The following is a 17,493-nucleotide window of genomic DNA, read 5'->3' as shown; positions in this document are numbered from 1 at the left end:
TGGACAATTTCTTTAGTTGTTTTGTCCAGCCATCTACGTCGTTTTAAGTGAAGATATACCGTATTTCCACGCAATGGGAAGTCTTGGATGGTTATCTCTTTGTGAAAGCCATGGGCTGTTAACACACGGGAGATCTGTTCTGTGGGTGGCGTTTTACGCTCTTCAAAATAAAGATGTATGACTTCTCCGTTTTTAGTATTCCTTACCAGATCAAAATGAGTAATCAAAAGTTCAGGTAGGATGAGTTTGAGTAGGTCTAGATATGTGTCCAATGATTCTTTTTATTGACAAAAATCTAAATTCTATTTCAATTCACACACAACTTTTGAGATTGATCCCTTTAAAAGACATTTTGACCAAATAAGGTGACCTCAGAGGTGAGCCGTTTTATTTATCAATAAATCTGATCAGATAAAGAGCCTACATAATATCCTCGAAGTCTTTGAGTTCTTATTACACGTTTTTGCGGATTCCCCCAGTTGAACGACTTTGTTCAGCGTAGCTTGCCAGTAAAGAGGATAAGTCATTATTTCCATCCGCTGTTCGTGAGTCGAATTTGAGGCCTTCTCAAGTGCTTCACACTGTTTCATACGTTTTAAATTTTCCCCTTTAGCTTTAATATCTCTCCTATTCCATCAGGTGATATAGAAATGCTGGTAACAGAGTTATGAAAAAAAGTTAAAATACAGCCTGGCTTTAAACAATAATCTTCATAATTACTAAAGGAGTAGATAATTCAGAATAAATTAAATAAAAATAGAGTTTATCTTTAAATACTATAAATAAAACTGTATGTTTATCAAGATATAACGAGTTGTGCGGCAGCTAAAACATGAAAAATCTAAGCATTCTTAATAGGTGAGTAACATTAATCGAATTAAAGAAGTGGTCAAGAAGATTTTGTTCCCGTTAATTGCGATATTCCTGGCCTATAGGTCTTACGAAATCTTGAAAACGATTTGGTTGGTGGAGCCTTCTGAATTCAGTTTTTCGATTCAGTTTTTACTATCTTTTCTGTTGAATTTATTTGTCACAGGAATTTTTGCATTTATGGGATTTGCCTATAAGACAAATCGACTATTGCCCGAAAATTATTACCGAATTAAGAATGAAAATTTAATATTAAAATCATCCAGACTCTTAAAGGTTGACTACTTCAAAAAGTTTCTTTTGGTTATATTTTGGGGCAAAAAGAAAAATAGGCAGAACTATTTTGACGGTACAAAATCAGGCTTAGAAAACTTAGATTATCAAACAAGACAGTCTGAATTTGGACATATAGCAGCATTGGTATGTATTCAACTTGGCGTAGTGACAATGTTAATACAAGAACATTACCTGATAGCCATTTTGACGACATCATTAAACTTTATCTTGAATTTTTATCCAGTTTTACTTCAAAGGAATCATAGAATACAAATTGAACGAATTAAAAACATACAAAAACGAAAGCCAACCGCACAGCATCGGCTATAGCAAATGCGGGCTGACTGTTTAAAATGAAGATTATACAACTAAATAAAAGGAGGGGTGGGTATGCAAGAAAGCCTTAAAAATCTATCGCTTTCCAAAGCCCCGGGCCTTAACAACCATTCATCTAAAATAATTCTTATGAAATCAACTTGGCGTAAATTACATTTAACATTAAAGATTGGATTAATCGTATTTGTTTTAGGGGCTGGACCATTATTAATTTTATTAGGACTAGATGCTTTAGGCTTCATTGATGCTGGTAATGCTGTAGGACCTGGGATTTTAGCAATGCTGAGTTTTTACCCTTCAATAGTTCTGATTATTATTGGTAGCATTCTCACCTATCGAAAAAGAAAAAAAGTTAACATGCATTCTGGCTTTAAACCATAATCTTTATAATTATTAAAGAAGTAGATGATTTAAAATCAGTTAAATAAAACTAAGACTTACCCCTAAATACTATGAATATAGGTATGTTTATCAAGGTATAGCGAGTTGGGCGACTTTAGGGAAAACAAAGAAATTTTCGGATATTTAGAACGAAATTTAAATGTTATGGCAACAGTAGATCATATAAGAAACGGATTGATTGACAAGATACTTTCAATTAAAGATTAAGATGTTTTAGTAGCCCTTGACAAGCTAATTTCTTCAAGTTCTTCTGAATCAGAAATGCTTGAGTTGACTGAAGAGCAAAAAATAATGCTGGAAATGAGCGAACACGATATCGCAAACGGAAAACTGATTTCTCAAGAAGCTATGGATAAAAGAAATCTAGAATGGCTAAACGCAATGTGATTTGGACACGAACAGCCGACATTCAGTTCGCAGGAATTTTAGAATATTGGGTTAAACGAAATAATTCCAAAACCTATTCAAAAAAACTCCTTAAACTTGTCTCCGAAAGAACAAAGCAGACTGCTGAAAAACCTTTGATTTATAAAGCGACCGATTTTAAAGATGTAAGACTTGCCTCGATGGGTAATTTCAGCATTTAGTATAAAGTTGCTGAAAAAGAAATTATAATCACAGCTTTTTGGGACAATAGACAAAATCCAAAAAAGCTTCTGGAAATATTGGAAAATAAAAAATAAGGTTGCCCTTCACCGGCACCCCTTGCACCCATCCGAATGGAAGGGGCGGGCAAGCCACTAAAAATCTAAAACACAAGTCGTTTAAAGCCCTTTTCAGGGCTTTTTGGCTTTTTATCAGAGTCTGTTCTTTAACCTTCAGAAAAAAGAGACCGTCTTTTGCTTTATGGCGGTAAGCTCTTCTTTACCCCACAATATGATCGGCGGCATAGACGGCAGGAAGAAGATCGGGTTTTATTCGTGCTTTAAAGCCTAAGGATTCAACATAACCCACCACAGCCGTAACCAGCTTATTGGATTTGAATTTGGGATTCACATTGTAATCCAGGTCAATGGTGTCGATCTCAATCCCCTTCTCGCGCAGATAAAGCGCAGTTTCTACCGAACGTTCTGCTTCTCCCCAGAGTCTGGTCCACATATCGGCAATCAAGGGCATCACTTCCTTGCGATAAATCACATGACAGCCTGTTTTTGAAACATTAAAGACCAGGGTGGTGGCGTAAGTCGTCCGTAATCGGTTTTGACTATCGCAACCCAAGTATAGGCTGAGCTTTTCATCGGGATGGAGCGCATAATAGTCGTGCACATAATCGGCCACATCAAAAGGCTTTTCACTGGTCAATTTTTTGAACTGCATCTGTCCGGATTTTAGATTTCAAAATGAGTCCTGAATATCAGTCACTTCTACTCAAAACGCGGCTAAAGCTAGCCTTTTTAATCTTACTTTATGAGGATATCAATCTCCGCTTTTTACAACCCGGGGGTATGGCTTAAGACCTTCTTTTTTAGGTTTTATTCTGATTTTGCCTGTAACCGGTTTGATGCTCTGCGATACATTTCTTAAAGCTTAACCTTATCCTCAACATCCAGTCTGGCCTGAGGATGTACTGAAGGCTTTACAAACCAGCTTTAGTAAAGGAGAATAAGGTGGAGGTAAGCCAAAATTAGGGCCTGAAGAATAATGGACGTCTTTAGCAACTTATTGAAAGCGGTTGCTCTTTATGACGTATAAATAATCCCTGCTTTATTCTATACATGCCTGTCCAAAACCTTTATAAATGCGTCAATATCATGGGCGGTATTATAAACATGAGGAGAAACCCGGATGAAATTACCCCTGATAGACACGTGAATGTTATGGGTTTTAAAGTCGTCCTTCAATTTGGGAGTAAGCAGGCTTTCAGGCAGAAACAATCCGTACAGATGTGAACTCATGTTGACCTCATCTTCCATCTCCAGGCCTTTTCTTTTTTGAAATGCTCTTAAGGGCTCAAGCAATTCAAAGCAATAGGATTGAATGTTTTCCACCTTCCACTTCAGAATTTGTTCCAGGCCAGCTTTCAGCATAGGGAGGGCGATAAAATTGCTAAACTCACCCACATTATAGCGCATGGCACCGCTTCCGTAGTCCTCAGGATAGCTGGTGAGTTTGTCAAAATCATGACTGTCTTTTCGGGTCATCCATGAATATTCAACAGGCTCGCCCTGGTTAAATTTTTCGCTGTAATAGGCTAAGCCTGAAGAGTAGGGTCCGAGGAGCCATTTGTAAGAAGCGCATATCAATGCATCTATGTTGAATTCCTGAACATCCATAGGCAAAGCGCCAACAGATTGAGTGCCATCCACGATAAAATACGTGTGGGTTGACCGGCACTTTTCACCTATGGCCTTCAAATCGAATTTCAGGCCCTGCATCCAATGAATAGAAGACATCACCACAACGGCAGTTTCTTCAGTGATGCTTTCGATGATATCTTCCGTCCATGTCAAAGTCCTTCCTTTTATAAATACCGGAGGAGGTATCACCCTGAGATCAGCCTTGTGGTCCTGACAGATTTTTCTCAAAGCAAGGTGATCACTTGGAAATTCTTCACTGACCATGATGCCATGCTGCCCGCTTCTAAAGGGGACATTGCGCAGGGCATTAATCAATCCGTAAGAGGCAGAGGGAATTAGCGCATTTTGGGAAGCAGGGCTGTTAATTAATTTCCCAAACAGTGACTTTATCTCCAGGGCCGGCTCAAAGAAATCGGATTCTTTGATGGAGGTAGGATCGGATTTTCTTAAGACACCCTCCATTCCGGCCTTTTCAACTGATTTCAGGTTAGGAGACATATAGGCCCCGTTGAGATAATGTAAATTTTGGGGAAGGCTAAAAAGATGGTTTTGATTTTTCATCGGGGAAGGTTTCATGTAAAGGATTCAATATATAATTTATAAATTTCATGGATCAGTTAAAACAAATAAAACCTATTTCAGCTTAGCCTGATTCTAATCTGCTTTACTATTTTAGCGAAATTTAAAATTTATTAAGCTTGCTCAACTGTAGTTCGGGTTTTATGAATAACTTGACTAGTTAACCCTAAAATATTCAACATGAAAATTGTATTCACACTCACCTGTGTTTTTCTGTTTTGTTCAAATATCGGGTTCGGGCAATACTACCCGGATAAGGAATGGGAGAGAAAGTCAGCAGAATCTGTAAATTTAAATGCCGTTTTATTGGACAGTGCTGTAAGCATCGCCTCGCCATACGAAAATGCCGTGAACAGGGATTTGAGAATCGCTATTTTAGAAGCCTTTTCCCGGGAGCTCGATTTTGAAATTCTTGGAGAAACCAAACACAGGGACGGACCGGCAGGTTCAGCCATAGATCGCAACTTGAAGCATAGTCTAAATGATAAAGCTTAAAAGTATGTCTGAAATAGGACTTTTTGATGTGAAGCATAAACACAATATAGCCCTGAATTATTTAGTCTCCTGCGACTACGGTCCAGGGGCGCACCTGCCATTCGACAATCAGTCCGTTTTTGACATAGGGATCGTTTTTGGCGAAGTCTTCGGCGACCTTGGGGTCACTGGCTTTAAAAATAAAAGCACCGCCATCGGCGGGTTCAGCAAAGGCTCCTGCCATGAGTAAAGTTCCCTGGTCATGTGCGGTTTTGATTAAGCTGAGGTGCTCTTCCCGAAAAGGGGCTCTTTTCTCGATGTAGTCAGCTATGGCTTTGTAAAAAAGAATATAATGCATAGGAGTTGTTTTAGGTATGGAATACAAGTCGTATTTATGCGTCTAAAATACAATAAAAATGAATTGGCTTTATCCTGAATACGCCAAGACCTAAGTTTTAAAGTGTAAAGAATTAATTGAAAAAACTGAAAACACTTGCTGAATTAAACACATGTAATTTTAAGGCTTATACAGCCTTGTTCAGAATTAAAAATTAACTTATGAATACAATTAAAAGCAATTTTAGAACAAAAATCTTATCGCCTATGGCTATTCTCACTCTGGCCTGCATGTCCTTTTTAGGATGTGATGATCCTGAAAGCAAAACCTTTAAAGTTCAATTCGATAGTACTAAAACCGTATCAGGTGAAAAATTTGCCCTTCGGGATATAAACCCTGGTCTTGAGACCGACTGGAGTGACTATAATTTTGTGTTGCTAGAAATGAGGATTAGTACGCCGCAGCGATTTCAGATTGGATTCTCTACAGACTCAGGATATAATGAACTGCGGGTCATGAGCTATGCTCCAGGGGGCTGGATAAAACTGGCAATTCCCCTAAGGTTTTACAGGCAGCTCCCCGATGCAGCTAATGATATTGCAGGAACCATGAATCAGCCGCGGTATACCGGCTGGTTTAATCTGGTAGGTGAGCGAGGCCCCTTGAAAGGGGTGGATTCTATAGGAATCCGAATGCATGCGCCCATTGGCAACCCCACTTTTGAATTGCGTGCTGTGAGTCTTCACCAAGAGGATCCGGGTGATGAATACCTTGGCGAAACACCAATCGTCGATGAATTTGGTCAATCTAACCTCCTGGATTTTGAGAATAAAATCAAATCCCTGAACCAGTTAGAAACCGCCTGGAAAGCCGAAGAAGCAAGCTTAACTAAAGACGAAGATTATAACTATTCAAAATATGGGGGATATCTGAATGCCAAAGTAGAAGGCACAGGCTTTTTTAGAACTCAAAAAGTAAAGGATAAATGGTGGTTTGTGGATCCCGAAGGCTATCAGTTTTTATCTCTTGGGGTGGATTGTATAGCGCCGGGTAATGGCGGACAGGTGAACAGACTGGATAAGCGGGACCGGTCTGCTTTCCTAAAGACATTACCTCCGGAGGGTATAGGCTACAATCCGGATAAGCCTAATTCAGTATCCTTTGGTACCTGGAATTTGCACCGGCGCTTTGGAGATGAATATCCTGACAAGTCCAGGGAAATGATTATAGAGCGAATGTCCAGCTGGGGGATCAATACCATAGCCAACTGGAGCAGTAAGGGAGTGATAGACATGAATCAAAAACCCTTTATGCTGCAACTCTCTGGGCTTGGTATTGAAGAGGGAGTAATGGGACTTGCCGATGTATACGCTTCAGATTTCCAAAGGAGAATCGAAGACGCAGTAAGGAAGACTGTTTCCCCCTACAGGGATAACAAATGGCTGATCGGTTATTTTACGGGTAATGAACCCTCCTGGTTGGGTCAGGAATCCAGGTTATGTGATTTGATTCTGGCTGAAGAGGATGAGAAACCGATCCGAATCGCTTTGAAGAATTATCTGGCAGAAGGAGATACGCCTGAAAGGCGTAAGGCATTTATTTACGATGCTTTTAAAACATTTCTCCAAACTGTGGAAGCCTCAGTCAGAAAATATGACCCCAACCATCTCACCTTAGGTATACGTTTCGGTCATGTTCCGGAGGACGAGGTTTTAAACCTGTGTAAAGAGGTGTTTGATGTATTTAGTTTCAATGCCTATGAAGTAGTTCCTCCAAAAGAAACGATGGACAGGATAAGTAAGGTGACAGGTTTGCCCATGATTATTGGGGAATATCACTCCGGGACAGTCAACAGGGGCATGGCTCAGGCCTTAGTACAAGTGAAAAATCAGGAGGAGCGGGGTGTTGCTTATAGGCATTACACAGAGCAGGCTTTTAACCACCCGGGCTTAATTGGTGTCGCTTATTTTCAATGGGCTGATCAGGATTTGACCGGAAGACGTTATGATGGTGAAAATTATAATTGTGGCATCGTGGATGTAACCGATCGGCCGTATCCACATATGGTGGAGGCCATCAAAAAAACAGCAAAACGGGTGTATGAGGTACATGCCGGGAAATTACAGCCTTATGATCAAAAACCTTTAGGGGCCACCGGGTATGAACTCATACCAGATCTGTGGAATGAATAAGAAATGAAGGATACCAGTATTACGATCGACTGAGAGAGTATTTAGTCAGAAATTTTAGCAGTTTAGATTTCCTTAATTTGAACTGTTTATTTTTAAAAGGCTTTGCGCATTTTTATTTTCACAGACCTTATTTTCGTCATAAATAGCCATTATTAAGAGAATGAATTAAATCTTAAGAATAATTTTGGACAGGCATGCTTAATTTGTTGCAAAATCTTAATTTGATTGAATAATCGTTTTAACATACATTCAGCCCATTCCCTTCCATTTCGCAAAAAACTGCATTCTATGTAATGCGTTTAACTAAAAGGCTTGGACAAAGTCTCCAAGTTTAGCTTTCCATTACTCTTTCTCATCAATAATCTGAGGGACTACTGGGGAAGAAAATTTCATTACTGAGCCCAACTTATAAATTTAGTCCGCTTTTTTAAGTGAGAAGTTATCGCTTTGATATTTTTTAAAGTCATATAGACTATCTAGTGTTACGTTATTGAGCATTTTATTGATTTTATTTAACCTTAACTTATTAAGGACTAGATATTTATACTTGAAAATTAAAGCCTGGATAATCTAAGCTTAACCCCTAAAAAAAACTATCCATGTAATTAATGTTGAAATTTGTTTTGTTGAAAAGTAAAGTGGAATTATTAATAAATACTAAACTCTAATCTATAAGAAAAAACACAAATTTGAGTTAGCCAAAAAAAAGCAGCCCATTTCTGCTGTGACAAGAGTAAAATCTATTTTTTAAAAAATTAAATTAAATAAACCATGAAAACAATAATGATTTTTTTGCTACTGGTATTTACTTTTAGCAATTTAACAGCTCAGCAGGAGCTACAAGCAGAACAGCAACTGAATAATGTTAATGATGCTCACAGATACGAAATTAAAGTTAGAGTAAATTCTGAGGATGCCGGATTTAGATTAAGGAATGAACACAAGAAGCTGTTTCTAAGAGATCCGGTAAAGTTTTGTAATGAGAACATTGATATTACGGGACTCATAGAATCCATAGATTCAGAAGACACCGATCGTTTTGTAGTGAAACTGAGAAGCAAAAAGGGCTATGTAAAGGCTATTTATAATCGAAAGGGAGAACTATTGGGTATCTTCCAAAAATTTGAAGACAGAGCTTTACCTCTTGATTTGAGTCAGAAATTATTTCACGATTATAATGGATGGACGATTACGAAAACTAAGTATGCGGCTAATGGGACTGGTAGTAGTGTCAATAAAGAGAAGTGGCAAATCAGTTTACAAAAAGGGGATTTAATAAAAATTGTCAAAATCAACCCTTCTAAAATTTCAAAAAGATTAAAATCCTATGAACAAGAACTAATAGGTGTTTCTGGTTATGAGCCTATTTCTGATTTACGGAACAGATAAGGAATTAATGATATTGGCATTAAAATTAAGCTATGCTTAAGGCTAAGTTTCTTCATTATTATCCTAATACAGAATACTTCCGATGGGCCTGGAAGCTAATAAACCCACAACTTTCGTTTCGGGTTTTCCTTTTGCGGAGAAAGAGGATTAACTGCGTTGATCCCTAAAAGGTTATCCTGTGCAAGCATGGAAACCCGAATCAAGCTGGCGCTTGCTTTGCTTTTTTAATACCCTGCCTCTTACAAAAGCTCCGCTTTCGACGCGTCCGGATATTAAAAAACCCACAACTTTCGTTGTGGGTTTTCCTTTTGCGGAGAAAGAGGGATTCGAACCCCCGGAGGTGTGACCCTCAACAGTTTTCAAGACTGCCGCATTCGACCACTCTGCCATTTCTCCAGCTTTTCTGGACTTTCGACCCCCCGATAGTTATCGGGGCTGCCAGTTCTCCAGAAACCATTTCCATGGTTTTCTTTAGCGGTTGCAAATATACTAAGCTTTTTGGTTTCTCAAAATTATTCGTCTTGGTTTTTTTAAAATTATTTATGTACAAGTGTTCCCGTAAACTTCCTGGCCTGGTCAAGCTTTAGTTGAACTTAGCTGTTCCAATTTTGCTGTTACATTCCCGGAAATCCTGCCCCGGGACAGGTTCTTTAAATCACTAAAAAGCAAAGTGAATTGTGTCGAAGCTCTCAAAATATGTTCTGCACAAGCACAAAAAATATTTTTCCGGTGGTAATGTTTCCAAATCAGGGTTTTCCTAGTATTTTAGCGACAAACAAATAACAAATGAAAAAAATAATATTACCTCTTGTTTTGGCTTTAAGCTTAGTAGGCTGCAAAACACAAAAGAAAGACGTCACTGAAGTCGATCCTACCCGATTTTCAAAAACGATTACATCCTCAGAATTAAGCGATTACCTCTATACATTCAGTTCTGATGAATTTGAAGGAAGAGAAACTGGTGAACCCGGACAGAAAAGAGCGGCACAGTATCTCAAGAATTATTACAGCAGCCTCAATATTCAAGGCGGCTCTGAGGAAGTTGAGCCTTACTTTCAAAGCATAGATTCTTCTTACTTTAATGGTAGATTTTCTTCTAGTGAAAACGTAATTGCAATCATCGAAGGAAGCGAATTGCCAGAAGAATACCTGGTGATTACATCGCACTATGACCATGAAGGTATTAAAAATGGTGAAATATACAATGGCGCTGATGATGGCAGCTCCGGTTCTATGGCCATGATGGAAATAGCTGAAGCTTTTCAAAAGGCAGTAGAAGAAGGTTACCGACCTAAACGGTCGATCGTTTTTTTACATTTAACTGGTGAAGAAAAGGGCCTGCTTGGTTCTAAATATTATACAGAATACCCTGTTTATCCTTTGGATAATACAGTGGCTAATTTGAATATGGATATGATAGGAAGAGTGGATGAAGCTCATGAAAATGATCCTGATTATATTTATCTGATAGGCAGCGATAAGCTGAGTACAGAACTTCATGAGATTTCGGAAGAAGCCAATGCAGCTTATACCGATTTGAATCTGGATTATACTTACAACGACGAGAATGATCCTAACCGATTTTACTACAGAAGTGATCATTACAATTTTGCTAAATATGATATTCCAATTATTTTCTATTTTAACGGTGTGCATGCAGATTATCACATGCCTACAGATACGGCAGAAAAAATAAATTACGAGGTTTTGGAAAAACGTGCTAAACTGGTGTTCTTTACCGCCTGGGAAATCGCCAACCGCGAGGAAAGACCCTTTGTAGATAAGCCTACCTTATAAATAACTTTAGCATTACAATCTTAAAACGGCAACTCTAACAGGTTGCCGTTTCTGGTTGTATTGAATCTGTGAGGCAAATGAGCCTGTGTAAAGTTATAGGAGGCAAGGCTTTAGATTCAGCTGATCATCCTCATACAGTACAGATTGGTCAGTATGAATTAAATCTCTGCGGAGCCTTTTCCCTGCCGTATGAGTTCGGGTTCGGGCTGAGTTAAATCAATGACCGTAGAGGGTGTATTATCGCCATAACCTGCATCTATAACGATATCCACAAGCTTATCCCATTTCTCTGCAATGAGTTCCGGATCTGTGGTGTATTCCACCACATCGTCATCGTCTTTTATGGAAGTTGAAATGATTGGATTTCCCAGGTGATGGACCAGCAGTTGAGCAATTTTATTGTTGGGAACCCGTATCCCCACTGTTTTTTTCTTTTTGAAAACCGTAGGTAAATTATTGTTTCCGGGAAGAATGAAGGTGTAAGGCCCGGGCAGGTTTCGCTTCAAAATTTTGAAGGTTGCTGAATCTAACTGAGCAACATATTCCGAGAGATTGCTTAAATTTTCACAAACAAAAGAGAAATTGGCTTTCTCCAGTTTTACGCCCTTGAGGCGAGCTATTTTTTCTAAGGCTTTGGTGTTATTGATATCACAGCCAAGCCCGTAAACCGTATCTGTAGGATAAATGATTAAGCCTCCGTCTTTTAAAACCTTAACGATGCGTTTTATTTCTTTTTCTGAAGGATTCTCTTCGTAAAGTTTAATAAGTTCTGCCATGAGTATTAGTTTTAGTGAAGCCTAATTTACAAAATTATTCACCCATTGATGACCTTTTTTTGACGGTATTTACTTTATCATTGATGTAGGATACGATGGCGCCAAAGATCGCGATTCCATTAAGAATCAAAATACTGGCCGCAAGTTTACCTGCATTGGTCACCGGATAATAATCACCATAGCCTACGGTGGTAATGGTGACATAACTCCACCATAAAGCGTCTTCAGCGGTTTTTATATTACCAACATCCTGTTCGAGGTATAAGACCATGCTGCTGCTCAAAATCAAAATCATGGTCGACATAAATACAATCAAGCCATACAGGCTGGCTTTCTTATTTTTGATGATGAAGGCGTGAATCATTTTATAGGCTCTCAAAATTCTTATGATCCTGACCACCCGCAATATTCTAATATAACTAAACTCCGACATCACCGGGATGGAAGAAAGTAAATCCAGCCAGCCGTAAGTCACAAAATACCTCCAGCGTTTTTTTCGTTTGATCAGTTGCGCAAAGAAATCACACAGAAACACGGCGCATAATCCAAAATCATAGTAATGGATAAGTTGATTTAATTCTGAATCTTCGTCGATAAAAAACGTAAAGCTTAAAAGTAGGATACTTAAAATCGAAAGTAAAGCGACAATTAGCTTGGTGACTGAATTCATTAAGAAATGATTTTAAGCTTGGCAAACTTTAGGATGAGGTTCTTTACGCCACCATTTTCAAATTTTATGGAGGCTTTCTTATCCATGCCAGCGCCTTCCACATTCAAAACTTCACCTTGACCAAATCGGCTGTGTTCTACGATCTGTCCGGCATCGAGCTGAATGGGCTTAGCGCGTTGCGGATATGAGTTTTCTCCCTCCGGTTTTATTTTTCGAAGGCGTTTTAGCTGTTGTTCCGAAGGTTTATGACTAGGGGGTGGCGTTCCGTTGGAAGGCTTGGTCTGTCTTAATTTGCTTTTGTCCACCTCGTCAAAAATATCTTTATCGATCAGGGATTTATAGCGATAATCATCTTTAGGAATCATATAATCCAGGTATTGATCGTCTATTTCCTCAATAAATCGACTGGGCTCAGCATCTATCAGTTTTCCCCAGCGGTAACGGGAAAGCACATAGGTCAGATAAGCTTCCTTTTCGGCACGGGTTAAAGCCACGTAGAACAAACGCCGTTCTTCTTCCAGTTCAGACCTGGTGTTCATACTCATGGCAGAAGGGAAGAGGTCCTCCTCAAGCCCTACGATATAGACATAAGGAAATTCCAGCCCTTTGGCCAGGTGTATGGTCATCAGCGCCACACGGTCTTCGTCTGCGGTTTGTTTGTCCAGATCGGTGGCTAAGGCCACATCTTCCATAAATTCTGACAGGGATCCTGTGGCATCTACCAGTTCTTTCTGACCTTCTACAAAATCGCTAATACCATTTAAGAGTTCTTCAATGTTTTCAATTCTGGCGATACCCTCTGGGGTACCGTCCTTTTTAAATTCCTGGAGCAGTCCCGTTTTTTTGGCTACAATTTCCGTGATCTCAAGCGCATTCAACTTCTCGTTCTGAACCTGAAAACTTTTGATCATATTCACAAAGTTCATCAGCTTGGTTTGCGTCCCTCTATTGATTTTGAGATCCAGCTTAGCGATGTTTTCAATGATTTCAAAAATCGTTCGCTTGTAATGATTGGCAGCCAGCGTCAGTTTATCCAAGGTAGTTTGTCCAATTCCTCGAGAAGGATAATTGATGACCCTTTTTAAAGATTCTTCGTCTTTTGGATTGATAATCAATCGCAAATAAGCCAGAACATCCTTGATTTCTTTACGCTGATAAAAGGACAATCCCCCATAAATACGGTAGGGAATATCTTTGCGACGTAGAGCATCTTCAATGGCTCTACTTTGAGCGTTGGTCCTGTATAAAACTGCAAAATCACCATTTTTAGCACCTTCCTGCATGCGCTTTTCAGTTACCGAACTGGCTACAAACCGGCCTTCCTCTGCATCATTTGTTAGACGGTTAACGTGGATTTTGGAGCCGTCTGTATTTTGAGTCCAAACCACCTTATCCAGTTTGGTTTTATTTTTTTCTATAATCGAATTAGCCGCTTCCACAATATTTTTAGTGGAGCGGTAATTCTGTTCCAGTCTGTAGGATTTTACATCATCATAATCTTTTTGGAAATTCAAAATATTATTGATGTTCGCCCCACGGAAGGCATAAATACTCTGCGCATCATCGCCTACCACACAAATGTTCTGATAACGATCGCTCAGTGCCCTTACAATCAAATACTGAGAATGGTTGGTGTCCTGGTACTCATCTACCAAAATGTATTTGAATTTCTGCTGATATTTGGCCAGTACATCCGGAAAACGGGTTAGCAATTCGTTGGTTCTCAGCAGCAAATCATCAAAATCCATGGCGCCGGATTTGAAGCACCTGTCCACATATTCCTGGTAAATATCTCCCATTCGCGGACGTTTCGCCATCGCATCTGCTTCTTGCAGTTCTGGGTTTTGATTGTAAGCTTTTACTGTGATTAAGCTGTTTTTAAAGGACGAAATTCGCGATTGAATCTGCTTGTACTTGTATATGTCTTTGTCGAGATTCTTTTCCTTGATGATAGTCCTGATGAGCTGTTGGGAATCGTTGCTGTCGTAAATGGTGAAATTGGAAGGGAAGCCTAATTTATCCCCTTCAAATCTCAGGATTTTAGCGAAAACAGAATGAAAAGTGCCCATCCATAAATTTTTAGCCTCAGGGCCAACGATTTCGGAAATCCTGTGTTTCATTTCTCTTGCAGCCTTGTTGGTAAAGGTGAGCGCCAGGATATTGAAGGCATCTACACCTTCGCTCATCAAATAAGCAATTCTATAGGTCAGAACTCTCGTTTTTCCAGATCCGGCGCCAGCAATGACGATCATCGGGCCGTCTTTTTGTAAGACAGCCTCACGCTGAGCTTCGTTCAATTGTTCAATATAATTCTGCAAGAAATGGGTTTTTTAAGATTATCACTTTTACTTCAAAATTAGTGAATTTGAAGTCATATTTTATTCGATCCGCAGTAAAATTAATTCAGAAAAACTTTTAGTTGACTAATATAATTATATTTGAATCAAAACTTACAAATGACTTCTATGACAGAACTTTTAAATTACCTGGCTTACTTATTGCCTGCACTTATCGCCGGGGGAATAGGCTATTACTTTTTTAAAGCTTTTGTCGACCATCAAAAAGAAATGCAGTACTTAGAATTGAGAAAAGAAAACAGGAGTGAGGTTTTACCCTTAAGACTCCAGGCCTTTGAGCGTTTAATTCTTTTGTTGGAACGGATTGCTCCTGGGCAGCTTCTCGCTCGGGTGAAACCTGTTGGGGAGGATAAATTTGACTATCAAAATCTGCTTATTGCCTCTATAGAGCAAGAGTTTGAGCATAACCTGGTACAACAGGTTTATGTGAGCCAGAGATGCTGGGACGCTGTCAAAGCATCCAAAAATTCAACGATTTCCCTAATTCGTAAGACCACCATGAGCGATACGATTACCGATGCACAAATGCTAAGGGAAGTTATTCTAACCGATTTGATTGAGAAATCTACACCTAGCGATACAGGCATCGCTTTTCTGAAAAACGAAATCAAAAAACTGTTTTAATACCGGTTGTTGAAAAAAGTCTTCTCTTTCAATGAAAACTCATCAACCAGATTCAGAATTGCTTTTTCATGCCGTTCAGAGTCCATAAGGGTATCCAATAGCTCTCTGCTGAATTTTTTGAATTGCCACACAGGGTGAAAAACACCTTCCATCAGGTCTTTATAATTCGCTTCTGTAAACGTATCGATTTGATACAAATACCCAAAGGCATGTTGTCTAATCTGATAAGGATAACCCGGTTTTGTGTAGTTGCTTAGCGCTCTAAACACCTTCGATTTCTGTTCCGACTGATAATCCGGGGTGACCAAATTCAGGGTTAACCAAAGCAATTTTACGTTTTTATCCTGAAAACCTTCGATAGCCTGGGTCTGGTCCAGGTAGTCAGATCTTTTTTCAGGAAAAGACATCCAGAGGTGTAGCAGGGCTCTTTCAATAGTCAGATAAGAGGGATCCTCTAAAAGGCTTTCATACTCGGTTTTGAGTTCGTTGGGAACGGACGTCAGTGAAGTGGCAACGGCCTGTCTCACATACAGATTATTGGTCTCAAGGGCTTTTTTATATAGTGGTAAGGCTAATTTCAAATCCTCTCCATTCAACTGGTATACCGCTTCCTGGCCCAGGTATTCATTTACCGGAAAATCGATTGCTTCATTCAACAGGCCCTGTTTCAGAGCCAATCGGGTTTCGCGAAATGCAGCCAGTTTCATATATTCCTGAACAAATTCATTTTTCTTCAAAAACTCGAGGGTTTCCCTGGATTGAAATGCCTTTTGGTTAAGCCATCGTTCTCTGAAATCGGTGAGGGATTGCCCGTAGACTAGCTCCACTTCACTCATGAAATCCTCTGTCGTTACATTTTCAAAAGCATTTTTCCTCAGGTAATTTTCAACGGCTTTATCAAAGACCTCGTCTCCTACCAGTTCTCTCAAGATAATCAGGGCCCAGGCTCCTTTTTGGTAATAGGTGAGGGAAGAGCCTCCGATATTAACCAGGACCTGGCCCTTGCCTGTATCACTTAAAGCTTTGAGATCTTCGGCTGTTTTATAAATTTTGAAATAATAATAATCTTCTCCATAGATTTCCCGCTCGGCTTCCAGCGCATAAAAGGTAGCAAAACCTTCATGAAGCCAGTGGTGTTTGGATGAGGTTTCGGTCACTAGATTCCCAAACCACTGGTGGGCCAGTTCATGGGCCTGTACATTCACAAAACTCCTGTCGTTGGCGCCAGTGTCATCGACTACAAATTCTTCAGAAAAGATATTGAGCGTCGTATTTTCCATCCCCGCGTACAAAAAATCCCTTACGGGTACTTGCTTAAAATTTTGCCAGGGATAGTTTATATTGATTTTGTTTTCCAGAAAATTGAAGATAGTGTCATGGTGCTGGAAGGTGGAACTCACTTTATCACTATGTCTGGTTTCAATATACAACTGAAGCGGAGTCCCATTTTTACTCCTGCTGGTCGTTCCTCTGAAGTCTCCCATGGCAAACGCCACCAGGTAGCTGCTCATAGGCTGGTTCATTTCATACTGCCATGATTTATTATTAAAGCGAGATCTTGTATTTGCAAGTTTTCCATTGGCGATGACTTCATAATTCTTGGGAGCCAGATAGGCGATATTGAAAATGAGTTTATCATTCATGTCATCCAGGCTAGGTAACCAGTGCGAGGTGTATTTTCCCTGGCCTTGTGTCCATACCTGGGAAGGGTAGTCTTTCAAATCGGAATTAAATCCAACAAAATAGAGGGCCTGCCGGGGTTCGGTTTCATAAGTAAACTCAGCGGTATAGTTCTCCCCTTTTTTGAAGTTACTGGTGATCCAGAGTTCATCATTTTCCTCAACTATTTTAAACGGACTCCCTTCCGAAGCTTTCACCTTCATATCTACCGCATCCAGGTAAACAGAGTCAGTATTCTGAAGCGCTTTAAATGTTACCTGAACTTGTCCGTTTACCTTGAAATTGACCGTATCAATTTCAACTCTGGCATTCATTTCCAAAAAGTCAACTTTCTCCGTTTGTTGGCCAAAACAAAAGCCAACGGAGAAAAGCATAAAAAATAGGGTTTTTAGCATGGGTCAAAGTTAGGATTAAAATCAAAAAAAGAGAAATCAATA

At 39.5% G+C, this 17,493-nt stretch carries 16 protein-coding genes and 1 tRNA gene; 8 read left to right on the top strand and 9 right to left on the bottom strand.

Features of this window, described 5'->3' with window-relative positions; all coding sequences use genetic code 11:
- Positions 1-272 (bottom strand): ISAon1 family transposase N-terminal region protein (locus BLP81_RS11190; protein ID WP_093368221.1); only part of this gene is annotated, 272 nt, incomplete at its 3' end.
- 676 nt (positions 273-948) lie between these two features.
- On the opposite strand from BLP81_RS11190, the gene BLP81_RS11185 reads away from it, so the two are divergent.
- The 3 genes from BLP81_RS11185 to BLP81_RS11170 all read left to right on the top strand — a co-directional run bounded on the left by BLP81_RS11185 (position 949) and on the right by BLP81_RS11170 (position 2,471).
- Positions 949-1,476, top strand: coding sequence for a glycosyl-4,4'-diaponeurosporenoate acyltransferase CrtO family protein (locus BLP81_RS11185; RefSeq protein WP_245686460.1), 528 nt, complete (start codon positions 949-951; stop codon positions 1,474-1,476).
- Positions 1,477-1,611: 135 nt separating this feature from the next.
- Positions 1,612-1,863 (top strand): hypothetical protein, encoded by a 252-nt coding sequence (locus tag BLP81_RS11180; protein ID WP_143002834.1) that lies wholly within the window; start codon positions 1,612-1,614, stop codon positions 1,861-1,863.
- Between the two features lie 389 nt (positions 1,864-2,252).
- A complete protein-coding gene (locus BLP81_RS11170; protein WP_245686459.1) occupies positions 2,253-2,471 on the top strand; it encodes a type II toxin-antitoxin system RelE/ParE family toxin in 219 nt (72 codons plus the stop codon).
- A 277-nt stretch (positions 2,472-2,748) separates the two neighbouring features.
- On the opposite strand, the gene BLP81_RS11165 is transcribed toward BLP81_RS11170, so the two are convergent.
- Together BLP81_RS11165 and BLP81_RS11160 are read right to left on the bottom strand one after the other, a co-directional pair.
- Positions 2,749-3,201, bottom strand: coding sequence for a ribonuclease H-like YkuK family protein (locus BLP81_RS11165; protein ID WP_093368702.1), 453 nt, complete (start codon positions 3,199-3,201; stop codon positions 2,749-2,751).
- Positions 3,202-3,593: 392 nt separating this feature from the next.
- Positions 3,594-4,742: an aminotransferase class V-fold PLP-dependent enzyme gene (locus tag BLP81_RS11160; RefSeq protein WP_093368722.1), complete on the bottom strand. Its 1,149-nt coding sequence runs from the start codon at positions 4,740-4,742 to the stop codon at positions 3,594-3,596.
- A 198-nt stretch (positions 4,743-4,940) separates the two neighbouring features.
- Between BLP81_RS11160 and BLP81_RS11155 the strand changes: the two genes are divergently transcribed.
- Complete coding sequence (locus BLP81_RS11155) at positions 4,941-5,255, top strand: hypothetical protein (RefSeq protein WP_093368700.1); 315 nt, start codon at positions 4,941-4,943, stop codon at positions 5,253-5,255.
- A gap of 61 nt (positions 5,256-5,316) precedes the next feature.
- Here the strand turns inward: BLP81_RS11155 and BLP81_RS11150 are convergent, their stop codons facing one another.
- A complete protein-coding gene (locus tag BLP81_RS11150; RefSeq protein WP_093368698.1) occupies positions 5,317-5,592 on the bottom strand; it encodes a YciI-like protein in 276 nt (91 codons plus the stop codon).
- A 200-nt stretch (positions 5,593-5,792) separates the two neighbouring features.
- On the opposite strand from BLP81_RS11150, the gene BLP81_RS11145 reads away from it, so the two are divergent.
- Positions 5,793-7,763 (top strand): hypothetical protein, encoded by a 1,971-nt coding sequence (locus tag BLP81_RS11145; RefSeq protein ID WP_143002833.1) that lies wholly within the window; start codon positions 5,793-5,795, stop codon positions 7,761-7,763.
- Between the two features lie 771 nt (positions 7,764-8,534).
- A complete protein-coding gene (locus BLP81_RS11140) occupies positions 8,535-9,152 on the top strand; it encodes a hypothetical protein (RefSeq protein WP_093368692.1) in 618 nt (205 codons plus the stop codon).
- A 311-nt stretch (positions 9,153-9,463) separates the two neighbouring features.
- Here BLP81_RS11140 and BLP81_RS11135 read toward each other — a convergent pair.
- Positions 9,464-9,548 (bottom strand) — tRNA-Ser (locus BLP81_RS11135).
- Positions 9,549-9,938: 390 nt separating this feature from the next.
- Here BLP81_RS11135 and BLP81_RS11130 point away from each other — a divergent pair.
- Positions 9,939-10,949, top strand: a complete 1,011-nt coding sequence (locus tag BLP81_RS11130; RefSeq protein ID WP_093368689.1) for a M28 family metallopeptidase — start codon at positions 9,939-9,941, stop codon at positions 10,947-10,949.
- 158 nt (positions 10,950-11,107) lie between these two features.
- On the opposite strand, the gene BLP81_RS11125 is transcribed toward BLP81_RS11130, so the two are convergent.
- The 3 genes from BLP81_RS11125 to BLP81_RS11115 are packed head-to-tail and all read right to left on the bottom strand — an operon-like array spanning position 11,108 to position 14,713.
- Positions 11,108-11,725, bottom strand: a complete 618-nt coding sequence (locus BLP81_RS11125; protein WP_093368686.1) for an L-threonylcarbamoyladenylate synthase — start codon at positions 11,723-11,725, stop codon at positions 11,108-11,110.
- A 34-nt stretch (positions 11,726-11,759) separates the two neighbouring features.
- A complete protein-coding gene (locus BLP81_RS11120) occupies positions 11,760-12,395 on the bottom strand; it encodes a potassium channel family protein (RefSeq protein WP_093368683.1) in 636 nt (211 codons plus the stop codon).
- Positions 12,395-14,713, bottom strand: coding sequence for an ATP-dependent helicase (locus BLP81_RS11115; RefSeq protein WP_093368680.1), 2,319 nt, complete (start codon positions 14,711-14,713; stop codon positions 12,395-12,397). Before BLP81_RS11115 ends, BLP81_RS11120 begins: the two co-directional genes overlap by 1 nt.
- Positions 14,714-14,860: 147 nt before the next feature.
- On the opposite strand from BLP81_RS11115, the gene BLP81_RS11110 reads away from it, so the two are divergent.
- On the top strand, positions 14,861-15,376 hold the full coding sequence (locus BLP81_RS11110) for a DUF7935 family protein (RefSeq protein ID WP_394330533.1): 516 nt from the start codon (positions 14,861-14,863) through the stop codon (positions 15,374-15,376).
- Here the strand turns inward: BLP81_RS11110 and BLP81_RS11105 are convergent.
- The gene (locus BLP81_RS11105) at positions 15,373-17,430 is read right to left on the bottom strand and encodes a M1 family metallopeptidase (protein WP_245686458.1); all 2,058 of its coding nucleotides are present in this window, start codon (positions 17,428-17,430) and stop codon (positions 15,373-15,375) included. The two genes, BLP81_RS11110 and BLP81_RS11105, sit on opposite strands and share 4 nt — an antisense overlap.
- Positions 17,431-17,493: the final 63 nt, after the last annotated feature.

The organism is Psychroflexus sediminis (assembly GCF_900099815.1).
Classification (GTDB): Bacteria; Bacteroidota; Bacteroidia; order Flavobacteriales; family Flavobacteriaceae; genus Psychroflexus; species Psychroflexus sediminis.
The sequence above is the reverse complement of the archived record's forward strand: the minus strand, read 5'-3'. Positions and strand labels throughout refer to the sequence as shown.

Bases quoted from the DNA above. Each gene is read 5' to 3' on its own strand.
- BLP81_RS11180 (WP_143002834.1), top strand. From the start codon at position 1,612: ATGAAATCAACTTGGCGTAAATTACATTTAACATTAAAGATTGGATTA.
- BLP81_RS11170 (WP_245686459.1), top strand. From the start codon at position 2,253: ATGGCTAAACGCAATGTGATTTGGACACGAACAGCCGACATTCAGTTC.
- BLP81_RS11165 (WP_093368702.1), bottom strand. From the start codon at position 3,201: ATGCAGTTCAAAAAATTGACCAGTGAAAAGCCTTTTGATGTGGCCGAT.
- BLP81_RS11160 (WP_093368722.1), bottom strand. From the start codon at position 4,742: ATGAAAAATCAAAACCATCTTTTTAGCCTTCCCCAAAATTTACATTAT.
- BLP81_RS11155 (WP_093368700.1), top strand. From the start codon at position 4,941: ATGAAAATTGTATTCACACTCACCTGTGTTTTTCTGTTTTGTTCAAAT.
- BLP81_RS11150 (WP_093368698.1), bottom strand. From the start codon at position 5,592: ATGCATTATATTCTTTTTTACAAAGCCATAGCTGACTACATCGAGAAA.
- BLP81_RS11145 (WP_143002833.1), top strand. From the start codon at position 5,793: ATGAATACAATTAAAAGCAATTTTAGAACAAAAATCTTATCGCCTATG.
- BLP81_RS11140 (WP_093368692.1), top strand. From the start codon at position 8,535: ATGAAAACAATAATGATTTTTTTGCTACTGGTATTTACTTTTAGCAAT.
- BLP81_RS11130 (WP_093368689.1), top strand. From the start codon at position 9,939: ATGAAAAAAATAATATTACCTCTTGTTTTGGCTTTAAGCTTAGTAGGC.
- BLP81_RS11125 (WP_093368686.1), bottom strand. From the start codon at position 11,725: ATGGCAGAACTTATTAAACTTTACGAAGAGAATCCTTCAGAAAAAGAA.
- BLP81_RS11120 (WP_093368683.1), bottom strand. From the start codon at position 12,395: ATGAATTCAGTCACCAAGCTAATTGTCGCTTTACTTTCGATTTTAAGT.
- BLP81_RS11110 (WP_394330533.1), top strand. From the start codon at position 14,861: ATGACAGAACTTTTAAATTACCTGGCTTACTTATTGCCTGCACTTATC.
- BLP81_RS11105 (WP_245686458.1), bottom strand. From the start codon at position 17,430: ATGCTTTTCTCCGTTGGCTTTTGTTTTGGCCAACAAACGGAGAAAGTT.